Origin of the sequence: Streptomyces sp. NBC_00158 (assembly GCF_045160885.1) — a bacterium.
In the GTDB taxonomy this organism is placed as follows: Bacteria; Actinomycetota; Actinomycetes; order Streptomycetales; family Streptomycetaceae; genus Streptomyces.
On the sequence record NZ_CP108161.1, the window covers coordinates 2,382,839 to 2,403,073 of the forward strand.

The window sequence follows — 20,235 nt, forward strand, 5'->3', positions numbered from 1 at the left end:
CACACGAGGTGCCGGAAGGGCCGGTGGGGGAAATGCAGGAAGCCGCGCCCGCGGGCAGGGGAAGTGCCCGGGCGCGGCGAGGCCAGAGGAAAAGACGAGGGTGGTCGCGCGCTCAGGGCAAGCGTCAGCGACAGAAGATGTCGGCCACGCTGTGCGCGGCCACACCGAGGAGCGCCAGCTCTATGGCGGCGCTCGCGGCGGAGGTGTGGCGGTGCGACATGCGGAGAACAATTACCGATGATCGGACGGCTTGTCAACGGAGGAACGAGCCACCCGCCCGCACCCTTCGGTCAACTCCCGGGATACACCCATGGGTTGGGCTTGCAGTGAATGCCGTCGATGTCGAGGGACTTCGTCTGCTGCTGCATGATCGGCGCGAGGGCCCCCGGGGTCTGGCAGCTGACGTGCCCGTGCCCGAGCCGGTGTCCGACCTCGTGGTTGATGAGCATCTGCCGGTAGGCGAGCATCTGGTCGGCGCCGTAGGTCTGCGAACCCTGGCCCCACCGGAAGGCGTTGATCATCACGCGCTCGGTGGAGGCGGAGTCGCAGGAGACGTTGTCGATCGTGGTGTCGAGCCCCGACTTCGCGCACCAGACGCCGGTGGTCCCCGGGCTGGCCAGGGTCACCACGAACTCGGCCTCGCCGCCCGGCACCCGCTCGAAGGTCATCGCGTCGCCGTGGGCCCAGCTGCGCGGGTCGTTGAGGGTGCGCTGCACGGCGTCGGCGAACAACTGCGCGTCCATGCCGAGGCCCTGCTCCACGTCGACCCGGTAGCGCACCTTCTTCCCCTTGCCCGGAGCCTTGGCGACGCCGGGCACGGTGTCGAAGGCCCCCGGGCCGGCGAGCTTGGCTTCGATGGGCAGCTGCTGCGCCATCTGCTGCTCGTACGTCGCCGGCTGCGCGGGCGCGGCCGGCGGGACGGAGGGGGTGGGGCGGCCGTCGGAGCGGGAGGCCGGGGAGCTGTCGGTCTGGGTGCGCTTCGGGGTGTCGTCCCCGGCAGCGCGGGCGGCGGTGTCGGAGTCCCCGTCGGCGGCGACCTGTCCGGCGACGACGACGGCGAGCACGGTGGTGACGGCCGCCGCGGCCATCCCCGTGTACGTACGGATCTTCGTGCCGCGCCCGGTCACCGGCTCGGCGGCGGCCGCCACGGGCTTGCGGGGGCCGGGCACCCGGCGGTGCGAACCGGTCGAGGTGAAGGGGTCGCGCGGGGCGGGCTCCGCCGCCGGGGCGGGCGCGGGGGTGCCGAAGGGCGGGGTGTCGGCGCGCGGGACCGCGGCCGGAGCGGGCGCGGCGGCCGGGGCCCCGGTGGCGGCGGCGCGGGGGGCGCCGCGCCAGTCCCCGTAGACGGCGGCGGCAGCGGGGGCGGGGGCGGTGCCCCAGGCGCCGCCGTCCTCCCGGTGCCCGGGGTGGCCGACGGCGCGGGCGCCGCGCGGGGGGGCGTACCCCTGGTGGACGACGGTCGGCTCGGCGTTCGGGCGCTCGCCGCCGGGCCGGGACCCCGCGTGCGGCGCAGCCGCGGGCTCGTACGGGTCGGGGGTGTACAGCCCGTCCCCGTAGTAGGGGTCGGCCGCGTACCCCTGCGGCTCGTACGGCGCCTGCGGCTCGTAGTGCGCCTCGGGCTCCGGCTGCGGACGGACCGGGGCCGGAGCCTTGCGACTATGTCGTCCCACGTCTCAGCCCTTGCCGTCTTCGGTACTTCGGTCGGTTGCCCGCCCGGCGGTGTCGCGCAGCAGCTCCTGGAAGGCCGCGGCCACCACCTCGGGGTACTCCATCATCGCGACGTGCCCGGCCTCGGGCAGGCTCAGCAGCCGCGAGCCGCGGAAGTGCGCGGCCGCCTTGCGCGCCATACGGTACGAGACCAGTTGGTCGCGCCCACCGTAGACGAGGAGGGTCGGCGCGAGCACGCGCTGCGCCTGGCGCCACAGTCCGTGTTGCCCGCCGAGGGTGTAGGCGTCGACGATCCCCCGCGAGGAACGGGTCATCGCGTCCCAGAAATAGGGCAGCGCCATGCGCCGCTCCATCTCCTCGACGGCGGCGCCGAAGCCCTCCGCCGTCACCCGTGAGGGGTCCCCGTAACAGAGGTCCGTCACTCCCCGGGTGCGTTGTTCGGCCGTGAGGCCGACCGTGAGCCGCCCGAACAGCGCGGCCACGCCCGGCAGCGCCAGCAGGGCGGTGGGCACGGCCGACTTCTGCACGCGCAGCTCGGGCAGCGCGGGCGAGACGAGCGTCAGGGTCCGCACCAGGTCGGGCCGGACCGCGGCGACGCGGGTGGAGACGGCTCCGCCGAGGGAGTTGCCGAACAGGTGCACCGGCCCGCGGCCGGCGGCGTCGAGGTGGCGGATGACGGCGCGGGCGAGCGCGGTCACCGAGTAGTCCCGGTCGGCGGGCGGCGGGGACCAGCCGAAGCCGGGCAGGTCCAGGGCCTCGCCGTCGACGGTGCCGGCCAGCAGCCCCATCAGGGCCGACCAGTTCTGGGAGGAGCCGCCGAGTCCGTGCACGAACAGCGCGGGCGGCAGGCCCTCCCGCAGCGGTGGCCGGAAACGTACGTTCATTTCCAGGCCCGGCAGCGCGACCGTGCGCAGCTGCTCCCCCTCGGCCACCCGGACGCCACCCACCTGGGAGGCCGCGTCGGAGGTGGACCGTACGCCCGGCGGCTCGGTCGAAGACATGGGCCAATGTTACGAGACGATCACGCCCGGCCCCTTGCGTTCTCTTGTGTTCGCGGTCACAGGACCGTCTGGCGTCGCACTCCCGATCCTCCTAGGCTCGTAGTGAGTACGAGCGAAGGCGAGGGGAGCGGAATGACTGTCGACCCCGCGGAGCCGGACACCTTCCGGGAGCGGTTCCGGGACGGCCTCGATACCGAGGCTCCTGAGGCGGACGCCGCCGAGCAGCACATCGAGATCCAGCCGCAGGAGGACGACCCGCTCGTGGGTCTGGATCCGGGCGAGGCCCCCGAGGCGGACGCCGCGGAGCAGGCCCGGGTGGTCCCGCTGGACGAGGAGGACTACCGCTGATCGCCGCCACCCCCGCTCCGACGGGCGCTGACCAGCGTGTCAGGCGTGTGTCCGAGCGGTCCGTACCGCGAGAAAACTCGGCTTGAACCCACCAGATTCGGTTACCGAAAAGTACGATGGCGGCGCGGCGCAGAGCGCACTGTGTTCATAGAGAAAGTGGGAGGCGGCGTGACAGCCATCGAGCAGACCGAGGCAGCGCGTCCGCGGGGTACGCGGCTGCCGCGCCGTGCCCGGCGCAACCAGCTGCTGGGCGCGGCCCAGGAGGTCTTCGTCGCCCAGGGCTACCACGCGGCGGCGATGGACGACATCGCCGAGCGGGCCGGCGTCAGCAAGCCGGTGCTGTACCAGCACTTCCCCGGCAAGCTCGACCTGTACCTCGCGCTGCTGGACCAGCACTGCGAGAACCTGCTCTCGGCGGTGCGCGGGGCGCTGGAGTCCACCAGCGACAACAAGCTGCGCGTGGCGGCGACGATGGACGCCTACTTCGCGTACGTGGAGGACGAGGGCGGTGCGTTCCGCCTGGTCTTCGAGTCGGACCTGACGAACGAGCCGGCGGTGCGCGAGCGCGTGGACCGGGTGTCGCTCCAGTGCGCCGAGGCCATCTCGGACGTGATCGCCGAGGACACCGGCCTGTCGAAGGACGAGTCGATGCTCCTGGCGGTGGGCCTGGGCGGGGTCTCGCAGGTCGTGGCCCGGTACTGGCTCTCCAGCGAGAGCCCGGTGGCCCGTGACACCGCGGTGGGGCTGCTGACCTCGCTGGCGTGGCGAGGCATCGCCGGCTTCCCGCTGCACGGCACGGAGGCCTGACCGGCGCTGTTCGCTGCGAGCGTGTCCGCCACGAGCCGATCGTGTCCCCTCTCCGGGCTAATGTGGACCGGGTACGGCGCGGCTGATCGCGCGAACCGGACCGTCGGAGGGACAAAGCCGTGGAGGTCAAGATCGGCGTGCAGCACGCACCCCGGGAGATCGTGCTGGAGAGCGACCTGAGCGCCGAGGAGCTGGAGGCCATCGTGGCCGCCGCGCTGTCCGGTACGGCGCCGCTGCTGAGCCTGACCGACGTCAAGGGCCGCAAGGTCCTCGTGCCGTCCGACCGCCTGTCGTACGTCGACCTGGGCGAGCCGAGCGTGCGCAAGGTCGGTTTCGGGGCGCTCTGACGCTCACAGCAGCACCTGGGAACGAAGGAAACGGCCCGGCGGATGGTTCCGCCGGGCCGTTTCCCTTTCTTCCGCTTCGGGTAGGACGGCAGTGACCCGGTTCGCCCTGACGCATGGGAGTGACCAGATGCTGCTGATGGAGGCTCTCGGCTCCGGGCTGCTCGGCCTCGCACTGGCGGGCGCCGCCTCGCGGCTCCTCGCGAAGCGCTTGCCGTCCACCAGGACGGTGCTGGTCAGCGGGGTGGTCGGGGCCCTGTTCGGGGCGTACCTGACGCACATGTCGCTGGGTCCGGGGCACAACACCCTGTTCGCGACGCTGCTGGGCGGCGTCGGCGTCTCGGCCGTCGTGCTGTCGCTGCTGCTGCGTCCCGCCGACGGCTCCGGGAGGTCCCCCCGGCGCGCTCCGTTTTCGCTCTCGTCGGGGGGCTGAGCGGCGCTCGCGCCGCGCTTGAGCGGCGCGAGCCGTGCGGCGCCGACCGGGGTGATGCCGGATTGCCCGCGCGGGCGGTCACGGGCTCCCCGGGCCCGGGGCGGGCCCCGACGCCCCGCGCGGCGGAAGCCGAACGGGGCCGGGGGAAGCCCGCCCGGCCCACGTGGTCCCGCAAAACGCCCGGCCAGGGCTTACGCGGCGAGGCCCAGGGCCGCCATGCGCTTGGTGTGCGCCTTGGTGATGCGGGTGAACATCTCGCCGACGGCCGCCAGGTCGAAGCCGGCCGCCATCCCGTCGACGCCGCCGACCAGCATGGTGGACAGCGCGTCGCGCTCGGCGACCACGCGCTGCGCCTGCGAGAGGGCCTCGCCCATGAGCCGGCGGGCCCACAGCGCGAGCCGGCCGCCGCAGCGCGGGTCGGCCTCGATCGCGGCCCGGACCTTCTCGACGGCGAAACCGCCGTGGCCCGTGTCGTCGAGGACGCCGACGACCAGGGCGCGGGTGTCGGTGTCGAGGTGGGTGGCGACCTCGCGGTAGAAGTCGCTGGCGATCGAGTCGCCGACGTAGGCCTTGACCAGGCCCTCCAGCCAGTCGGAGGGGGCGGTCTGGCGGTGGAAGTCGTCCACGCCCTTGGCGAAGGGCTCCATCGCGGCGGTCGGCTCGGCGTCGATGGCCGCCAGACGGTCCCGGAGCCGCTCGAAGTGGTGGAATTCGGCGGAGGCCATCTTCGCCAGCTCGGCCTTGTCACCCAGGCTGGGCGCGAGCTTCGCGTCCTCCGCCAGGCGCTCGAAGGCCGCGAGCTCCCCGTACGCCAGCGCGCCGAGCAGGTCCACGACGGCGGCACGGTACTGGGGGGAGGCGGAGGCCGTCGCCCAGTCCTGGGCGGCGATGCCCTGCGGCTGCTCCTGGGCGTCGTCGTCGGCGGGAGATGCGTTTTCTACGGTCGACATGCTCCGCACAATAGCCCGCCGAAAGGCCGCACAAGTCACCACACCCGCACACTGTCGGCCCCGGTAAACACGCCTACCTGGTGAATTCACCCGACACACCTGCGCGATTCCGGGGTACAGTGGTAATGCGCCTGCCGAATACTCGGCGGGCCATCCGAATGAGGATGCCCGGTCGGTGGCCCGATCGGCTCCACCCGACCGCCCTCTGTGTGGTGGTGCGTCCATGCGCACCGATCCGCACGAGGGGCCCCCTCAGCGGCAGAAGCGCTTGAGCGAAGGCCAGTGGTCCCGCGCAGCTTTGTATGTACACAGCAGTACTGCAAGCCCGGCACGGTAGGACCCCCCTCGCCGCCTCGCGCCGCGTCTCACAGAAGAGGCAGCACCCTGACTACGTTCCGAGAACTCGGGATCTTTCCCGAGACCGCCGAGGCCCTGGAAGCCGTCGGCATCGTGTCCCCCTTCCCGATCCAGGAGATGACCCTCCCCGTCGCCCTCTCCGGCACGGACGTCATCGGCCAGGCGAAGACCGGAACCGGCAAGACGCTCGGTTTCGGCCTTCCGCTGCTGGAGCGGGTCGTCGTCCCCGCGGACGTCGAGGCCGGCCGGGCCAGGCCCGACCAGCTGACCGACGCCCCGCAGGCCCTCGTGGTGGTTCCGACCCGCGAGCTGTGCACCCAGGTCACCAACGACCTCCTGACCGCGGGCAAGGTCCGCAACGTCCGCGTCCTCGCCATATACGGCGGCCGCGCGTACGAGCCGCAGGTCGAGGCCCTCAAGAAGGGCGTCGACGTGATCGTCGGCACCCCGGGCCGCCTGCTGGACCTGGCCGGGCAGAAGAAGCTCGACCTGTCCCGCGTCAAGGCCCTCGTCCTGGACGAGGCCGACGAGATGCTCGACCTGGGCTTCCTGCCCGACGTCGAGAAGATCATGAACCTGCTGCCCGCGAAGCGGCAGACGATGCTGTTCTCGGCGACCATGCCGGGCGCGGTCATCGGCCTGGCCCGCCGCTACATGTCGCAGCCGACGCACATCCGCGCCGTCTCCGAGGACGGCGAGGGCGCCACCGTCGCCAACATCACGCAGCACGTCTTCCGTGCGCACAACATGGACAAGCCGGAGCTGGTCTCCCGCATCCTGCAGGCCGAAGGCCGCGGGCTCGCGATGATCTTCTGCCGCACCAAGCGCACGGCGGCCGACATCGCCGAGCAGCTGGAGCGGCGCGGCTTCGCCTCCGGCGCCGTCCACGGCGACCTCGGCCAGGGCGCCCGCGAGCAGGCGCTGCGCGCCTTCCGCAACGGCAAGGTCGACGTGCTGGTGTGCACCGACGTCGCCGCGCGCGGCATCGACGTCGAGGGCGTGACGCACGTCATCAACTACCAGACGCCCGAGGACGAGAAGACCTTCCTGCACCGCGTCGGCCGCACCGGCCGCGCGGGCAACAAGGGCACCGCCGTCACCCTGGTCGACTGGGACGACATCCCGCGCTGGCAGCTGATCAACAAGGCGCTGGAGCTCGACTTCCACGAGCCCGAGGAGACGTACTCCACGTCCCCGCACCTGTACGAGCAGCTGAACATCCCGGCCGGCACCAAGGGCATCCTGCCGCGCGCCGAGCGCACGCGGGCCGGCCTGAAGGCCGAGGAGCTGGAGGACCTGGGCGAGACCGGCGGGCGCGGTGGCCGTGGCGGCCGCGGCGCCGCTGCCGCCGCCGTGGTGACGGAGGAGCGCCCCGCGCGCACCCGTACGCCGCGCCAGCGCCGCCGCACCCGTGGCGGTGCCGAGCTGGACGCCGAGTCGGGCGTCGAGTCCCCGGCCGTGGCCGAGGCCCCGGCCGCCGAGGTTCCCGCCGCCGACGAGGCGCGCCGGCCGCGCCGCCGCCGGACCCGCGTGACGGCTTCGGCCGTCGCCGCGGTCGCCGAGGCCGCCGTGGTCGAGGCGCCGGTCACGGTCTCCGCCCCGGTCGCGGAGGTCGTGGTCGAGGCACCGGCCGTGGTCGAGGAGGCCCCGGTCAAGCCCAAGCGCACCCGGACCCGCAAGACCGCCGCCACGGTGGTCGAGGCCCCCGTCGCCGAGGCCCCGGTCGCCGTCGAGGCTCCGGTCGCCGAGGAGGCCCCGGCCAAGCCGAAGCGGACGCGGACCCGCAAGGCCGCCGCCGCTCCCGTCGAGGTCGTCGAAGCCGCCCCGGCCGCCCCGGCCCCGGCGGCCCAGGCCCCGGCCGCCGAGGCCGCGCCGAAGAAGCCGCGCCGGGTCCCGACCCGCAAGGCCGTGGCCACCCCGATCCCCGACGTGGTCACCGGCACGGTCACCGAGGCGCCCGCGCCCCGGCGGACCCGGTCCCGCAAGGCGGCCGCCGCCGCGCCGGAGCCGGACTTCCAGATGGCCCCGCCGTCCGAGCCGGCCCGCACCACCCGCCGGTTCCGCTGACCCGGCCGGGCACGCGCCCGCAGAACGGCCCCGGTCCCCTTTCGAGGGGGCCGGGGCCGTTCCCGTATCCCCCGGCGGTGCTACGGGCCGGTAACCTCGGGCCATGAGCAAGCCGCCGCGCCTCACCCTGCCGCCCGCCGCCCGCGCGTACCGCCTGACCACCGCCCGCGGCGAGTTCGCCGTGCACGAGGCGGGTGAGTCCGTACGCGGAACGGCCCTGCTGGTCCCCGGGTTCACGGGCAGCAAGGAGGACTTCATCGCCCTCCTGGAGCCGCTCGCCGCCGCCGGCTACCGGGTGGTCGCCGTCGACGGGCGCGGCCAGTACGAGAGCCCCGGCCCGCGCGAGGAGACCGCGTACGAACTCCAGGAGCTCGCCCTCGACGTGCTGGCGCAGGCCGCGGCCCTGGACGCCACGGGCCCCCTGCACCTGGTCGGCCACTCCCTCGGCGGGCTCGTCTCGCGCGCCGCGGTGCTGCGCGACGCCTCCCCCTTCGCCTCCCTCACCCTGATGAGCAGCGGGCCCGGCGCGATCGCGGAGGAGCAGCAGGCCCGTACGAAGCTGCTGGTCATGGCCCTGGAGGAGCTGCGTGAGGACATGCAGACCGTCTGGGCGGCGATGCGGGCCCAGGACCCGGCGGACGCGGAGCCGGACTCTCCCGAGCTGGCGGAGTTCCTGCACCGGCGCTGGCTGCGGACCGTTCCGGAGCAGCTGATCACCACCGGGCGGGTGCTGGTCTCGGAGCCCGACCGGGTGGCGGAGCTGGCGGCGGTGCCACTGCCGAAGCTGGTGCTGTCCGGGGTGGTGGACTACGCCTGGCCGGTGCCGCTCATGGACGAGATGGCCCTGCGGCTGGCTGCTTCCCGCGTGGTGGTGGAGGGCGCCGAACACTCCCCCAACGCGGAGAACCCGCAGGTCACGGCGGGTGCACTAGTGGACTTCTGGCGATCCTTGAGTGGCCGGTAGTTAGCTAAGGAAAAAATTTCCTTAGCGTAGGGAATGTTTCTCACGCGGCCCCTGTTGAACCCTGTGCAAGGAGAACACCGACGAAGGGAGAAGCCGTGCGCTTCGAGATTCTGCGCCTGGACGACGTCGACGGAACCGCCGTGGACAGCACCGTCGTGGACGCGGCCTCCGTCAACCGGATCGTGCAGCAGGCGGCCGCCATCGGCCAGCGCATCCTGATCCGACCGGCCGAGAGTGCGTCCTCCTGACGATGTCACGCGCGAACGCCCCCGCACCGGTTGGGTGCGGGGGCGTTCGTACGTCGGGGCGAAGGCGGCTCAGGCGCCGCGGACGACCTGGAGCACGCCGTTGATGATCTGCTGGACGGCGATGGCCGAGAGCATCATGCCGGCGAGACGGGTGACCAGGACGACGCCGCCGTCCTTGATGATCCGGATGATCACCAGCGAGTAGCGCATCGTCAGCCACAGCACGACGTGCATGGCGGCGATGGCCGCCCAGACCGACAGCTGACCGCCGAAACCGTCGGCCTTCTGCACGGCCAGGATGACGGAGACGATCGCACCGGGACCGGCCAGCAGCGGCATGCCCAGCGGGACGAGCGCGACGTTGACGTCCTTCGTCTGCTTGGGCTCGTCCGTCTTGCCCGTGAGCAGGTCGAGCGCGATCAGCAGGAGCAGCAGACCACCGGCGATCATCAGCGCCGGGACGGAAACGTGCAGGTAGTCCAGGATCTGCTGGCCGCAGAGGCCGAAGACCGCGATGACTCCGAAGGCCACGCAGACGGCCTGCCAGGCCATGCGGCGCTGGACCTTGGCCGGACGGCCGGAGGTCAGGGCGAGGAAGATCGGCGTGATCCCCGGGGGGTCCATAATCACAAAAAGCGTGAGAAAAAGGGATCCGAAGACGGCGAAATCAAACACAGTGATGCCTTGCAGTGAGGGGTGTTACCAAAAAGCGGGAGGGGGACGTGTGGGCGCGGCGCTTACGCGCGGGCGTCTCCACCGGCGCCGGGCACGGGGAAGGCCCCCGCCGCGCGGCGCGTGATCTCGCCGTAGATCTCGGGGTCGGTCGTGTACTCCCCGAGACGACAGGTCTTGCGGCTGCCGTGGTAGTCGCTGGAGCCGGTCGTCAGCAGACCCAGGTCCCCGGCCAGTCCGCGCAGCCGGGCGCGGGTGGCGGTGTCGTGGTCCATGTGGTCCACCTCGATGCCGTCGAGGCCGGCGGCCGCGAGCGCGGCTATCGCGGACTCGGGCACGCACTCGCCGCGCTTGACCGCGGCGGGGTGCGCGAACACGGTGACCCCGCCGGCCGCCTTGACCAGGCGGATGGCGTCGAAGGGGTCGAGCTCGTGCTTCTCGGCGTACGCGCGGCCGCCGTCGGCGAGCCAGTCCGCGGTGAACGCGTCCGACACGGTGGGGACGACCCCCAGCTCGACCATCGCGGTCGCGATGTGCGGGCGGCCGACCGAGCCGTTCCCCGCGATCCGGGCCACCTGCTCCCAGGTGACGTCCACGCCCAGCCCCTGGAGCTTGCCGATCATGGCCTGCGCGCGGGGGGTCCGGTCGTCCCGCACGAGCTCCCGCTCGCGGGCGAGCTCGGGCTCCTCGGGATCGAACAGGTACGCCAGCATGTGCATCCCGACGCCGTCGAGGCGACAGGACAGCTCGGCACCCGTGACCAGCGTCAGCCCGGCGGGCAGCGCGGCGATCGCCTCGGCGTATCCCCCGACGGTGTCGTGGTCGGTCAGCGCGACCACGTCCAGCCCGGCCGCGGCGGCATTGCGCACCAGCTCGGCGGGGGTGTCGGTACCGTCCGAAGCGGTGGAGTGGGCGTGCAGGTCGATGCGCACAGCCGGACTCCAGGGTTCACGCGGACGGGGGACACTCCAGGGTACCGCCCGCACGAAGCGGAACGGTCCCGCTGGGCGGGGCGTACGGGGATTGCGGCAGGGGGGCGCACGGGTCTCGCGGCGCGGGCCCGCTATCTCCCCCTCGAGGGGCGAGGGCGGGTCGGTAGTTGCCCACCCGCCCCCGTCTGCGGGTCCGGGGGCCAGGGGCGGCACCCCCTCGGGCGGCCTCAGAGAAGGCATGGGGGTTTCCCGTCAGTCCCATCGTCCTTCCGCGTCGGGCCGGCCTGTCAAGGGCGCTCCTTCGTCGCGTCGCTACGCGATCGCCTTCGGCGACCCTTGACAGACCGACCCGCCACGGAAAGCCGAAGAACTGCCGGGAAACCCCCAAAAGAACGGCACGGTCCAGAGGAGAAGGGACGGCCGTATCAGCGATGAGGCGACGGGCCCGGGCCCCGGCCCGCCGGGCATCCGGGCCCATGCAGCCCTCGGCCCGGGTCGGGCGCGCGGCTACCTGCACGAGAGGTCGATCAGAGCGACCAGCGGAGCCCCCAAAGCGCGATAGATCGCTACGCGCCCCTCTCGTCTCGGCGTCCGACGACCGCCCTGGGCTGATACCCACACCAAAGGACAAGCAGAGCAGCCCCGGGCGCCGACGGGCGCGTCAGATCGCTACGCGCTGCCCGGATTTCGGCGTCCGGCGGCCGTCTCGGGCTGATCGGATCGTCGGGAGAACAGGGTTGCGCGCTGACGCAGGCCACGTAGGCCCCCTCCCGGGACATCCCGCCCCCACCCGCCTTACTGTCTGCGGACCGGTGGGTGGAGGCTCATTTTCGTTCCCCTGCACCGGTTCCCGGCCATACGCTGAAGAAATCGCTGTGGTCCAGAACGGAGCCCCGCTCATGCCCTCGTGGTCCTCGTACAGCACTGGCGAACGCATCAAAATCCTTCGGGGAAAGCAGATCTCCCAGGAGCGGCTTGCTGCTATGACCGGCCTTGCCCTGGCCACCATCCAGGCCGCCGAGCAGGACCGGCGCCTCACCCTCCAAACCCTCATGAAGATCTCTGCCGCCCTCGGCGCGGACCTCTCCGTCATCGAAGGCCAGCAGCCTCCCCGCCGCGCGATGGATGCCGACGACCGGATGATGATCCGCGCACTCTCGGCAGCCGTCCACGACACGGCCGCCGGCATCCTGCCGGACGCCGCCGAGTCAGCCACGCTCGAAGACCTCGAACGCGCTACCGACAACTGCTGGGAGCTCTACTGGCGCGGCCGCTACACGGAGGCCGGAGCCATAGTGACGCCTCTCCTCGTCGCAGCTGCGGCCACCCTGAGGGACCGCCCCGTGGGGCAGAAAAGCGTCATGTGGGGCGCCGTCTCGGACGCCTACCGGATCGCTGCCTACGTCGCCAACCTTGTCGGCGTCCGTGACCTCGCGTACGCCGCGATCGGCCATGCCCGCGCGGCGGCAGAGAAAGGGCCGGATGGCCTCCGGCCGGCGCTGGTGGACTCCGGGCGAGCCTGGGTCTACCTGCGGGACGCCCGGCTGGAGGACGCTGCGCGGCTGGCGGAGAAAGCCGCGGTGGACATCGAGCCGCGGTTCTCCAGCGCCACTCTGGAGGAGCTGACGGTGTACGGGAGTCACGCCAACTTCGCTGCGGTCGTCGCCTCTCGGGCTGGAGACAAGGAGCGCGCGGCCGACTTCCTTTCCCAGTCCAACGCGACGGGGGCCCGCATGGGAGCGGAGCACCGTGCCCAAGGCACATTGTTCGGCCCCGTCACCGCGACGACGCAGGCAGTCGACATCAACGTCGCGATGGGTCAGACCGGCAAGGCCCTTACTCTCATTCAGTCCATCACCGAAGGCGAGGCCGGACACACCGCTCAGCTCACCCAGGCCGCCCGGAACCGATACGCCATGGCTAAGGCAATGGCACAGGCCGACGCGAAGATGTGGGACGCGTCCCTCACGACACTGGAGGACGCTCTCAGGGCAGCCCCGGATTGGGCCCGCCACCAGACCTTGCCCGGCGTGATCGCGGAGAAGGCAGGACGGCAGTCGACGGCGCGGCTGGCCAGGGTTTCGAAGCTGATCGGTATCCGGCCGCCGGTGGACGCGGGGTTCGCGGCGGCCGACCGCCGGACCGCCCTGTAGGTCCCACGAACCACACGACCGCGCGCCATCAAATGTTCAACAGTCCTACGTCCCGTACGAGTTGGGCGCGATCTCGCCGCCCGAGTCGTACGGGGCGTTTCTGTTCCTGACCACCCATCAGCGAGACCCTCATCGGTATGAACCGAAGTCCTCAGACTCGCGAGCGGCGCCGGAACATCGCGGACGGTGCACTCGGCCTCACCCGCATCAACGTGGCCGTCTACGCCAACCTCCGCAGCGTCTCCGAGCCCTCTCCTTACACGGTCCTCGACGCGCTACGGCGGTACGCCGAGGCCAGGGACTGGACGGTCCGGCCCGGCGCGATCCTCTGTGACGTCGGCCCCGCCGACACCCCCCGTGAGGAACGCCGGGTCTGGCCGCGCCTGGCGCAGCTCATCGAGGACCGGCAGGTATCCGGCCTCGTGGTCCCTGCCGTCTCCCACCTGGCTTCCGGCCCGACTGCGCAGGCCCGCTGGCGGAACTGGCAGGAGCAACACGGCCTCTTCGTCGTGGTCCTGCCGGACGCCCTGACGGCGAAGGACGACTCGTGACGGGGCGCGAGGTCCGGGGCGTGCTGTGTCTTGACACCCCTGACGACCCCGGGTTCGGGCTCGCCGAGGTTCCGCAGCCCAGCGCCGACCTCCTCGCCCGTGCACTGGTCGGCTGGCAGCGCTTCGCCCTCACCGCTCGGGAGGTGTCGGATGAGTGAGTGCTACGAGTACGTGCCGCACCGCCTGCTGCGCAAGCGAGTCCGCGACATCGCCTCCGGCACCGAGGGCGTGCTGATGGCGGTGGTCAACGAGAACGTCTCCGACACCGGCATCGAGCGCTGGGTGGAGCTCGCGTACATCCGGGGCGCGTCCGGGCGCGAGTTCACCACCGCCGTCGGCAACGTCGAGCCTGCGATGGGCCGGTGACCGCCTCGCCCCCGGCCGGGCCACCCGTCGCCACAGCCCCTGCGGGTCAACCCATACACGTGGGCGGAGCCGCCTCCTCCCTGCCCTCTGGTCGAGCCCAATCCATAGAGGCCAGCCCCTGAGAACTCCCGTCCGACTGCACGTCTGCCACGTCGAGCCGGAACGGGCAGCACCACCCCCGCACTACTCACACTCCATCGAGAGGAGCACCACCATGCGCACCGCAACCTTCACATCCTCGTCGCCGTGGGCGATGCGGCTGGTCACCGACCGGCTTCCGATCGGTTCGCCGGCCTACGCGACGGTGACGCTGGATCCGTCCACGCAGACCGCGCGCTACACCGACGCCACTGGTCAGCGCGTGGGGATGGGCCAGCACGGCACCAACCAGACGAACCCCACGACCTCCCAGTCCGGCGGCAGCGACGGCAACGCCCCGCAGCCGCAGACCGCCGACGACTCCAACCCCGACTACAGCACGGACTGACCGATGACCTCCACCGTCCTGGTCCTGACCGCGCTTGAGGACGTCACCGCGGATCTCGTCATCGGCGCACTCAACGAGCGCGACGTGCCGGTGGTCCGCGCGGACCCGGCCGACATCGGTGCGGGTGTGTCCTTCGCCGCCCACATCGGCGGCGGCACCCAGTCCTGGGGCGGGCGCCTGGCCACGGGCAGCCGGGAGGTGGAGTTAGGGGAGGTGGCGGCGGTGTACTACCGCCGCCCCACCCCGTACGCCGCCCGGTACGAGCACTTGCCCACGCAGCAGCGCGACTTCGCGTCCGCCGAAGCCCGCCATGGACTGAACGGCGTCCTACACAGCCTGACTGGCGCCTTGTACGTCAACCACCCGCTGGCCGTCGCCCGCGCCGAGTACAAGCCCGCCCAGCTCCAACGGTTCACCGAACTGGGCCTCACCATCCCAGCGACGCTGATCACCAACGACGCGGGGCAAGCGCGGACGTTCGCCGCCGAGCACGGCCGCATCATCTACAAGCCCTTCCGCGGCCTGCCCGCCAGCGAGGACGTCCATGCCGGAGCGATCTGGGCGCAGCGTGTTGACCCCGACACCTTCGACGACTCCCTCACCTGTTCCAGGTGGAGATCCCCAAGACGGGTGATGTCCGCATGACCGTCGTCGGCCACCGGGTGTTCGCCAGCCGCGTCCAGGCAGCGGACGGCGCCCTGGACTGGCGCCGGGGCGACTGGAACAAGCTGGTCCACACCCCGATCGGCGTTCCCGCGCCCATCGTCACCGCCGTGCTCGCTTACCTGGAGTCCTTCGGTCTGGTCTTCGGCTGCTTCGACTTCGCCCTCACCGGCGACGGGCATGCTGCGGAAGACTGGACGGCCATCGAGTGCAACCCGAACGGACAGTGGGGCTGGCTCCCCGACGCGCCCGCCATCACCAAGGCGTTCGCCGACATCCTCACCAGGAAGGAGGCGGCAGGCCATGTTCACGCCCGCCGACCTTGAGAACGACGCCACCCGGCTCCGGCACAAGATGGCCGACGCGCTCGCCAAGACCGGCGTGCTGAACGATCCGACGTGGCGGGCGGCGGTCGAGGCGGTGCCACGACACCGGTTCGTTCCCGGCTTCTACGCGTCCGCCGACGCCCCCACCCCCCAGGGGCTGACGGTGTGGGAGCCCGTCACCGCGGAACGCGACCGCTCCCGATGGCTGACCGCGGTCTACAGCGACAACACCCTGATCACCCAGTTCGACGGCGACGAACCCAACTGGAAGCAGGCCGGCCCCCGCCACGGAGGAGCCCCGACGTCCTCCTCGACCTTGCCGTCCCTCGTCGTGCAGATGTGGGCTGACGCCGACCTCCACGACGGCCACCGAGTCCTGGAGATCGGCACTGGAACCGGCTACTCCACCGCGATCGCCTGCGAGCGGCTCGGCGCCACGGCGGTCGCCTCCATCGAGGTCGACGGACACCGCCTCTCCCAGGCTGCCGGAGCCCTCTACGGCCTGGGCTACACACCTGCCCTCGCGGTGGCGGACGGCATGTACGGGTACTGGCCCGAGGCGCCTTTCGACCGGATCGTCGCCGCATGTTCCTTCCGATCCGTACCGCCTGCCCTCCTCACCCAGACCCGGCCTGGCGGCAAAATCCTCCTCACCCTGTCCGGCTGGCTCTACGGATACGCTCGCGTCCTCCTCACCGTCGCCGAGGACGGCACCGCAATGGGCGCGCTGCTGCCCGGCACAGTCTCCTTCATGGCCGCCCGTGCTCACGCCGCCCCCGCGTTCGGCAACCCCGCCCACTGGATGCCCCGGGCAGACAGCGCCGCCCGACCGGCACGGCACGCGCCGCAGCGGATCACCGCGCCCACCGCGGAAGCGTTTCACCTGCGCTTCCTCGCCCAGACCGCCATCCCCAACGCCCAGATGACCACGCTCGGTGAGAGCGTGCTCCTGGTCGACACAGTCACCGGATCCGCAGCCGTCCTCGCCCCGCAGACCGACGGCTGGCAGGTTCGCGAGGGCGGACCGGTCCGGCTGTGGGACACCGTCGAGGGCATGCTCGATGCCTTCGACGCGGCCGACGCCCCGGCTCCGGAGTCCTTCACCGTCCACGTGCACGCCGACGGCCAGCACCTGAGGCATCCACGGATTTCCCGTCTCCCGCTGCCGCGCCCCTAAAGCCCTGGAACCATGACCCCATGGCCAAGCACCGTCGCCCCGGACCGCCGAATCAGCCGTCCCGTGCCGTCCCCCGCATCGACAGCACCGACCCGCTCGCCGCCTACACCAAGCGCCGCCAAGCGCCGCAGGATGTCATCCGACGGCATCGACCGCTTCACGGCGGCGGCAGCCATGTGAACCCGGACGCACCGCGCGTGCTGGAGGAATGGGACGGCTTCGTCTACGCCGTGGCTGGTACCGCCCCTGATCTCGCGGCGGCAAAAGCCTGGGTCAACGGCTAACCACACACCAGCGTCCTCCGTTACTGCAACCGCCGGACGCCGAGATCAGAGGAGCGCGTAGCGATCTGACGCGCCCGGCCGCTTCCCACAGCGCTCTGAGCAACATTTGGTGCAGGTATCAACCAAGACGGTCGCAAGACGCCGAGAAAAGAGGAGCGCGTAGCGATCTGTTGCGTCTGGGGGCTTCCCGGGCTGCTTGGGTCGCCTTTTGGTGCGGGTAGCCGCGCCCCTGGCTCGGAATCGGGACTCTGAGGGCCCGGATGCCCGGCGGGCCGGCCCCCGGCCCGTCGCCTGCTCCCTGATACGGCCGTGCCTTCTCCTCTGGACCGTGCCGTTCTTTTGGGGGTTTCCCGGCAGTCTTTCGGCTTTCCGGGGCGGGTCGGTCTGTCAAGGGTCGCCGAAGGCGATCGCGTAGCGACGCGACGAAGGAGCGCCCTTGACAGGCCGGCCCGACACGGAAGGACGATGGGACTGACGGGAAACCCCCAAACCGGCGATGAGACCGCCCGAGGGGATACCGCCCACTCGGCCACCGCCCCGCAGACAGGGAGGCGGGTAGGCAGCCACCGACCGGGCCCGGGAAGTCGAGGGGGAGATGGCGGGCCCGCGCCGCAGGCCCCGTACGCCTGCCCCCGCCCTACCCCAAGATCCGCGGGCTCAGGGCGCCGCACGGGAGGAGTTCCACCTCCGAGCCCGCGTCGCGGAGGTCGGTGAGGACCAGTTCGTCGTACATGAGGAGGCCCGTCTGTTCGGGCCAGACGATGGCCCACAGCCAGAGGCCGCGGGCTTCGCCCGCGAAGACGGCGCGGTCGTCGGGGGCGCCCTTGACGTGCCACAGGGGGGTGGGGCGGCCCGCGGCGACGACCTTGGCGTGGGGTGGGGCGGAGACGTTGATGTAGGGGCCCGGGTCGGGGGCGTCGATGCCGGCGAAGCGGGAGCCCAGGCCGACGCCGAGCTCCTCGGCGATGAGCAGCAGCTCCCCGAGGCCGCCGAGCGGCCCCGGGCCGGTGCAGGCCACGGCGGTGGCGCGGCCGCCGCTGCGGTCGTCACCTGCGCTGGCGACGCCGGTGAACAGCCAGCCGACCGGCAGCGGCCACGGCATCCACACGGGCACGTTCGCCCGGTTGACCACGACCTCCAGCCCTTCGACGCTGGGCGGGATCACAGGCTGTAGCGGGTGGACGGCGCCGTGCACCGCGCACTGCCAGGAGTCGGAGAAGAGGCCGGGCGCGCGGACCCGGCCACCGCACTTCGGGCAACTCGGTTCGCCCCTCATAGGAAGCACGCTCCTCCCCGCCCGGGGCGTCGTCAAGACGCGATCACCCGTCCGGGCTCACTCCGGGCTCACTCCGGGCTCAGTCCAGTGCGACGGCCGTACGCAGAGGGTCCCGCAGATCGGTGCCGCGCGCGAGCCAGCGTTCCTGGAGCGCGGCGGCTCCGTGCACGCGCTTCCAGGCGGCTTCGTTCGCCGTCATGGGGAGCAGGGGGAGGAAGCGGACGGGGTCCATGGGCTCGTCGAGGTCGAGGTCCTCGACGAGTCCGCCGGGTTCGGCGACGAGTACGGAGCTGAACGGGGCTCCTTCCCACAGGGGTTCGCCGACGTCGAGTGAGGCGCCGGGGGCGACGACGAGCCCTTCGACCATCGGGGAGGCGGCGAGCACGGCCAGTGGCCGCAGGAGCTTGTCGGTGGGGGCGAGGCCGGCCCGTACGGTCAGTACGAGTTCGGCTCGCGGGCCGCGCACCGGGTCGGCGACGACGGCGGTGGGGTCGGTCATGGGGTGGGCGGACATGCCGAGGGTGGCGTAGCGGACGAGGTCGCCGTCGGCGAAGCGGAGGACCTCGATGCGGTCGGTGCCGAGGAAGGTGACGGAGGCGCGGGCGTCGGGTTCGCCGAGCGTGCTGCGCAGCCGGGCTTCGACGAGGGCCAGAATTTCTGCCATGGAGCGAGCATAGAACTCGTATCCGCCGGGTAAAGGGCGGGTCTTGACCATCCGTCGGCTGATAGTGTTGACAGCTGGTCGGGGCCGCACTCAGAAGAGTTGTTTCAGGGCTCCGGCGACAGGACGTCCCCCACGGGGGACCGGCCGGAGGAGGTGGGGCTGCGATGGATCGAAGTCGATCGTGCAGTACCAGCCGCTCTTCGGCGTCCTTCCAGGGCTCCTCCAGCCCTCTTTGATCTTCTGATCAGCAGAAGAGCGACGGCAGAACTTTGTCCTCCCGTCCTGTTTCCCTCCGTGGGCCCCGGGCTGCCAGCCCCCGGCCGTCACAGGGGGCCTCCCACCCGTGCGGTCCGCAGCCGTGCGCGAGAAGGAGCCTGCCATGTCGATGCTGCCCTACCTCCGTGCCGCCGTCCGTCCGGCACTGCGCAAGTCCACTCCCGTCCAGCCCGGCTACGACACCACCCGCGACCCCTCCGCCAGCAGTGCGGTGGTCGACTGCGCCGTGTACCGCGACGGGCGGCGTGCGCAGGGGGACTGTCTGACGCCGCGTGAGGCCCTGCGCCGGGTGCGCGAGGACGGCGGTTTCGCCTGGATCGGGCTGCACGAGCCCACCCACGAGGAGTTCGCCGGGATCGCGGCGACCTTCGGGCTGCACCCGCTGGCGGTGGAGGACGCGGTGCACGCGCACCAGCGGCCGAAGCTGGAGCGGTACGACGAGACCCTCTTCACGGTCTTCAAGACGATCCACTACGTGGAGCACGCCGAACTGACCGCGACCAGCGAGGTGGTGGAGACGGGTGAGGTGATGTGCTTCACGGGCCCGGATTTCGTCATCACGGTCCGGCACGGCGGCCAGGGGTCCCTGCGGAGCCTGCGCCACCGCCTCCAGGACGATCCGGAGCTGCTGTCGCGGGGGCCGTCGGCGGTGCTGCACTCGATCGCGGACCACGTGGTGGACGGGTACATCGCGGTCGCGGCGGCGGTGCAGGACGACATCGACGAGGTGGAGAGCGCGGTGTTCGCGGCCCCGGCGAAGGGGGTCGCCCGGGGTGGTGACGCGGGCCGGATCTACCAGCTGAAGCGGGAGGTGCTGGAGTTCAAGCGGGCGGTGTCGCCGCTGCTGCGGCCGATGGAGCTGCTGAGCGAGCGGCCGATGCGGCTGGTGGACCCGGACATCCAGAAGTACTTCCGGGACGTGGCGGACCACCTGGCGCGGGTGCACGAGCAGGTCATCGGCTTCGACGAGCTGCTGAACTCCATCCTCCAGGCGAACCTGGCGCAGGCGTCGGTCGCACAGAACGAGGACATGCGCAAGATCACCTCCTGGGCGGCGATCATCGCCGTGCCGACGATGATCTGCGGCGTGTACGGGATGAACTTCGACCACATGCCGGAGCTGCACTGGAAGTACGGCTATCCCCTGGTGATGGCCGCCATCGTCGGCAGCTGTTTCGCGATCCACCGGACGCTGCGGCGCAACGGCTGGCTGTAGCGGCC

The 20,235-nt window shown here is 71.8% G+C and carries 25 protein-coding genes; 17 read left to right on the plus strand and 8 right to left on the minus strand.

What is annotated here, in order from left to right:
- Window positions 1–124: 124 nt before the first annotated feature.
- The 3 genes from OG553_RS10515 to OG553_RS10525 form a co-directional block, all read right to left on the minus strand.
- On the minus strand, window positions 125–220 hold the full coding sequence (locus tag OG553_RS10515; RefSeq protein WP_312847459.1) for an Ms4533A family Cys-rich leader peptide: 96 nt from the start codon (window positions 218–220) through the stop codon (window positions 125–127).
- 70 nt (window positions 221–290) lie between these two features.
- Window positions 291–1,670, minus strand: coding sequence for a DUF3152 domain-containing protein (locus tag OG553_RS10520; RefSeq protein ID WP_405978717.1), 1,380 nt, complete (start codon window positions 1,668–1,670; stop codon window positions 291–293).
- 3 nt (window positions 1,671–1,673) lie between these two features.
- Window positions 1,674–2,669: an alpha/beta fold hydrolase gene (locus OG553_RS10525; RefSeq protein ID WP_405978718.1), complete on the minus strand. Its 996-nt coding sequence runs from the start codon at window positions 2,667–2,669 to the stop codon at window positions 1,674–1,676.
- Window positions 2,670–2,801: 132 nt separating this feature from the next.
- Here OG553_RS10525 and OG553_RS10530 point away from each other — a divergent pair, with 132 nt between their 5' ends.
- The 4 genes from OG553_RS10530 to OG553_RS10545 all read left to right on the plus strand — a co-directional run bounded on the left by OG553_RS10530 (window position 2,802) and on the right by OG553_RS10545 (window position 4,601).
- Window positions 2,802–3,017 carry a hypothetical protein gene (locus OG553_RS10530; RefSeq protein ID WP_405978719.1) on the plus strand — a complete coding sequence of 72 codons (216 nt, stop codon included), beginning with the start codon at window positions 2,802–2,804 and terminating at the stop codon, window positions 3,015–3,017.
- A 168-nt stretch (window positions 3,018–3,185) separates the two neighbouring features.
- Window positions 3,186–3,824, plus strand: coding sequence for a TetR family transcriptional regulator (locus tag OG553_RS10535; RefSeq protein WP_401244726.1), 639 nt, complete (start codon window positions 3,186–3,188; stop codon window positions 3,822–3,824).
- Between the two features lie 119 nt (window positions 3,825–3,943).
- A complete protein-coding gene (locus OG553_RS10540; protein WP_362467386.1) occupies window positions 3,944–4,171 on the plus strand; it encodes a DUF3107 domain-containing protein in 228 nt (75 codons plus the stop codon).
- 127 nt (window positions 4,172–4,298) lie between these two features.
- Complete coding sequence (locus tag OG553_RS10545) at window positions 4,299–4,601, plus strand: hypothetical protein (RefSeq protein WP_405978720.1); 303 nt, start codon at window positions 4,299–4,301, stop codon at window positions 4,599–4,601.
- A 191-nt stretch (window positions 4,602–4,792) separates the two neighbouring features.
- On the opposite strand, the gene OG553_RS10550 is transcribed toward OG553_RS10545, so the two are convergent.
- Complete coding sequence (locus OG553_RS10550; RefSeq protein ID WP_125603230.1) at window positions 4,793–5,551, minus strand: ferritin-like fold-containing protein; 759 nt, start codon at window positions 5,549–5,551, stop codon at window positions 4,793–4,795.
- 450 nt (window positions 5,552–6,001) lie between these two features.
- On the opposite strand from OG553_RS10550, the gene OG553_RS10555 reads away from it, so the two are divergent.
- The 3 genes from OG553_RS10555 to OG553_RS10565 all read left to right on the plus strand — a co-directional run bounded on the left by OG553_RS10555 (window position 6,002) and on the right by OG553_RS10565 (window position 9,187).
- Complete coding sequence (locus OG553_RS10555; protein WP_405978721.1) at window positions 6,002–7,975, plus strand: DEAD/DEAH box helicase; 1,974 nt, start codon at window positions 6,002–6,004, stop codon at window positions 7,973–7,975.
- Between the two features lie 103 nt (window positions 7,976–8,078).
- The gene (locus tag OG553_RS10560) at window positions 8,079–8,939 is read left to right on the plus strand and encodes an alpha/beta fold hydrolase (protein ID WP_405978722.1); all 861 of its coding nucleotides are present in this window, start codon (window positions 8,079–8,081) and stop codon (window positions 8,937–8,939) included.
- 95 nt (window positions 8,940–9,034) lie between these two features.
- On the plus strand, window positions 9,035–9,187 hold the full coding sequence (locus tag OG553_RS10565) for a hypothetical protein (protein ID WP_007266367.1): 153 nt from the start codon (window positions 9,035–9,037) through the stop codon (window positions 9,185–9,187).
- Between the two features lie 69 nt (window positions 9,188–9,256).
- Here OG553_RS10565 and OG553_RS10570 read toward each other — a convergent pair whose 3' ends face one another.
- Both OG553_RS10570 and OG553_RS10575 read right to left on the minus strand, forming a co-directional pair.
- Window positions 9,257–9,862 (minus strand): MarC family protein, encoded by a 606-nt coding sequence (locus tag OG553_RS10570; protein WP_405978723.1) that lies wholly within the window; start codon window positions 9,860–9,862, stop codon window positions 9,257–9,259.
- A 62-nt stretch (window positions 9,863–9,924) separates the two neighbouring features.
- The gene (locus tag OG553_RS10575) at window positions 9,925–10,791 is read right to left on the minus strand and encodes a PHP domain-containing protein (protein ID WP_362467389.1); all 867 of its coding nucleotides are present in this window, start codon (window positions 10,789–10,791) and stop codon (window positions 9,925–9,927) included.
- A gap of 899 nt (window positions 10,792–11,690) precedes the next feature.
- Between OG553_RS10575 and OG553_RS10580 the strand changes: the two genes are divergently transcribed.
- The 9 genes from OG553_RS10580 (at window position 11,691) to OG553_RS10620 (ending at window position 16,798) form a co-directional block, all read left to right on the plus strand.
- Complete coding sequence (locus OG553_RS10580; protein ID WP_405978724.1) at window positions 11,691–12,944, plus strand: helix-turn-helix domain-containing protein; 1,254 nt, start codon at window positions 11,691–11,693, stop codon at window positions 12,942–12,944.
- Window positions 12,945–13,081: 137 nt separating this feature from the next.
- Window positions 13,082–13,495, plus strand: coding sequence for a hypothetical protein (locus OG553_RS10585; RefSeq protein ID WP_405978725.1), 414 nt, complete (start codon window positions 13,082–13,084; stop codon window positions 13,493–13,495).
- Complete coding sequence (locus OG553_RS10590; RefSeq protein WP_405978726.1) at window positions 13,492–13,653, plus strand: hypothetical protein; 162 nt, start codon at window positions 13,492–13,494, stop codon at window positions 13,651–13,653. Before OG553_RS10585 ends, OG553_RS10590 begins: the two co-directional genes overlap by 4 nt.
- Window positions 13,646–13,861 (plus strand): hypothetical protein, encoded by a 216-nt coding sequence (locus tag OG553_RS10595; protein ID WP_405978727.1) that lies wholly within the window; start codon window positions 13,646–13,648, stop codon window positions 13,859–13,861. The genes OG553_RS10590 and OG553_RS10595 overlap by 8 nt, the downstream gene beginning before the upstream one ends.
- Before the next feature lie 214 nt (window positions 13,862–14,075).
- Window positions 14,076–14,348 (plus strand): putative ATP-grasp-modified RiPP, encoded by a 273-nt coding sequence (locus tag OG553_RS10600; protein WP_405978728.1) that lies wholly within the window; start codon window positions 14,076–14,078, stop codon window positions 14,346–14,348.
- Between the two features lie 3 nt (window positions 14,349–14,351).
- The gene (locus OG553_RS10605) at window positions 14,352–14,993 is read left to right on the plus strand and encodes an MvdC/MvdD family ATP grasp protein (RefSeq protein ID WP_405978729.1); all 642 of its coding nucleotides are present in this window, start codon (window positions 14,352–14,354) and stop codon (window positions 14,991–14,993) included.
- Window positions 14,990–15,337 carry a hypothetical protein gene (locus OG553_RS10610; protein ID WP_405978730.1) on the plus strand — a complete coding sequence of 116 codons (348 nt, stop codon included), beginning with the start codon at window positions 14,990–14,992 and terminating at the stop codon, window positions 15,335–15,337. Before OG553_RS10605 ends, OG553_RS10610 begins: the two co-directional genes overlap by 4 nt.
- Window positions 15,315–16,514, plus strand: a complete 1,200-nt coding sequence (gene tgmC / locus OG553_RS10615; RefSeq protein WP_405978731.1) for an ATP-grasp peptide maturase system methyltransferase — start codon at window positions 15,315–15,317, stop codon at window positions 16,512–16,514. The genes OG553_RS10610 and tgmC overlap by 23 nt, the downstream gene beginning before the upstream one ends.
- A gap of 20 nt (window positions 16,515–16,534) precedes the next feature.
- Window positions 16,535–16,798, plus strand: coding sequence for a DUF6087 family protein (locus OG553_RS10620; protein WP_405978732.1), 264 nt, complete (start codon window positions 16,535–16,537; stop codon window positions 16,796–16,798).
- Between the two features lie 637 nt (window positions 16,799–17,435).
- Here OG553_RS10620 and OG553_RS10625 read toward each other — a convergent pair.
- Complete coding sequence (locus tag OG553_RS10625) at window positions 17,436–18,074, minus strand: DUF6758 family protein (RefSeq protein WP_042801712.1); 639 nt, start codon at window positions 18,072–18,074, stop codon at window positions 17,436–17,438.
- Window positions 18,075–18,153: 79 nt separating this feature from the next.
- Window positions 18,154–18,738 (minus strand): suppressor of fused domain protein, encoded by a 585-nt coding sequence (locus tag OG553_RS10630; RefSeq protein ID WP_405978733.1) that lies wholly within the window; start codon window positions 18,736–18,738, stop codon window positions 18,154–18,156.
- Between the two features lie 379 nt (window positions 18,739–19,117).
- Between OG553_RS10630 and OG553_RS10635 the strand changes: the two genes are divergently transcribed.
- A complete protein-coding gene (locus OG553_RS10635) occupies window positions 19,118–20,230 on the plus strand; it encodes a magnesium and cobalt transport protein CorA (protein ID WP_362467395.1) in 1,113 nt (370 codons plus the stop codon).
- The last annotated feature ends 5 nt before the right edge of the window (window positions 20,231–20,235 follow it).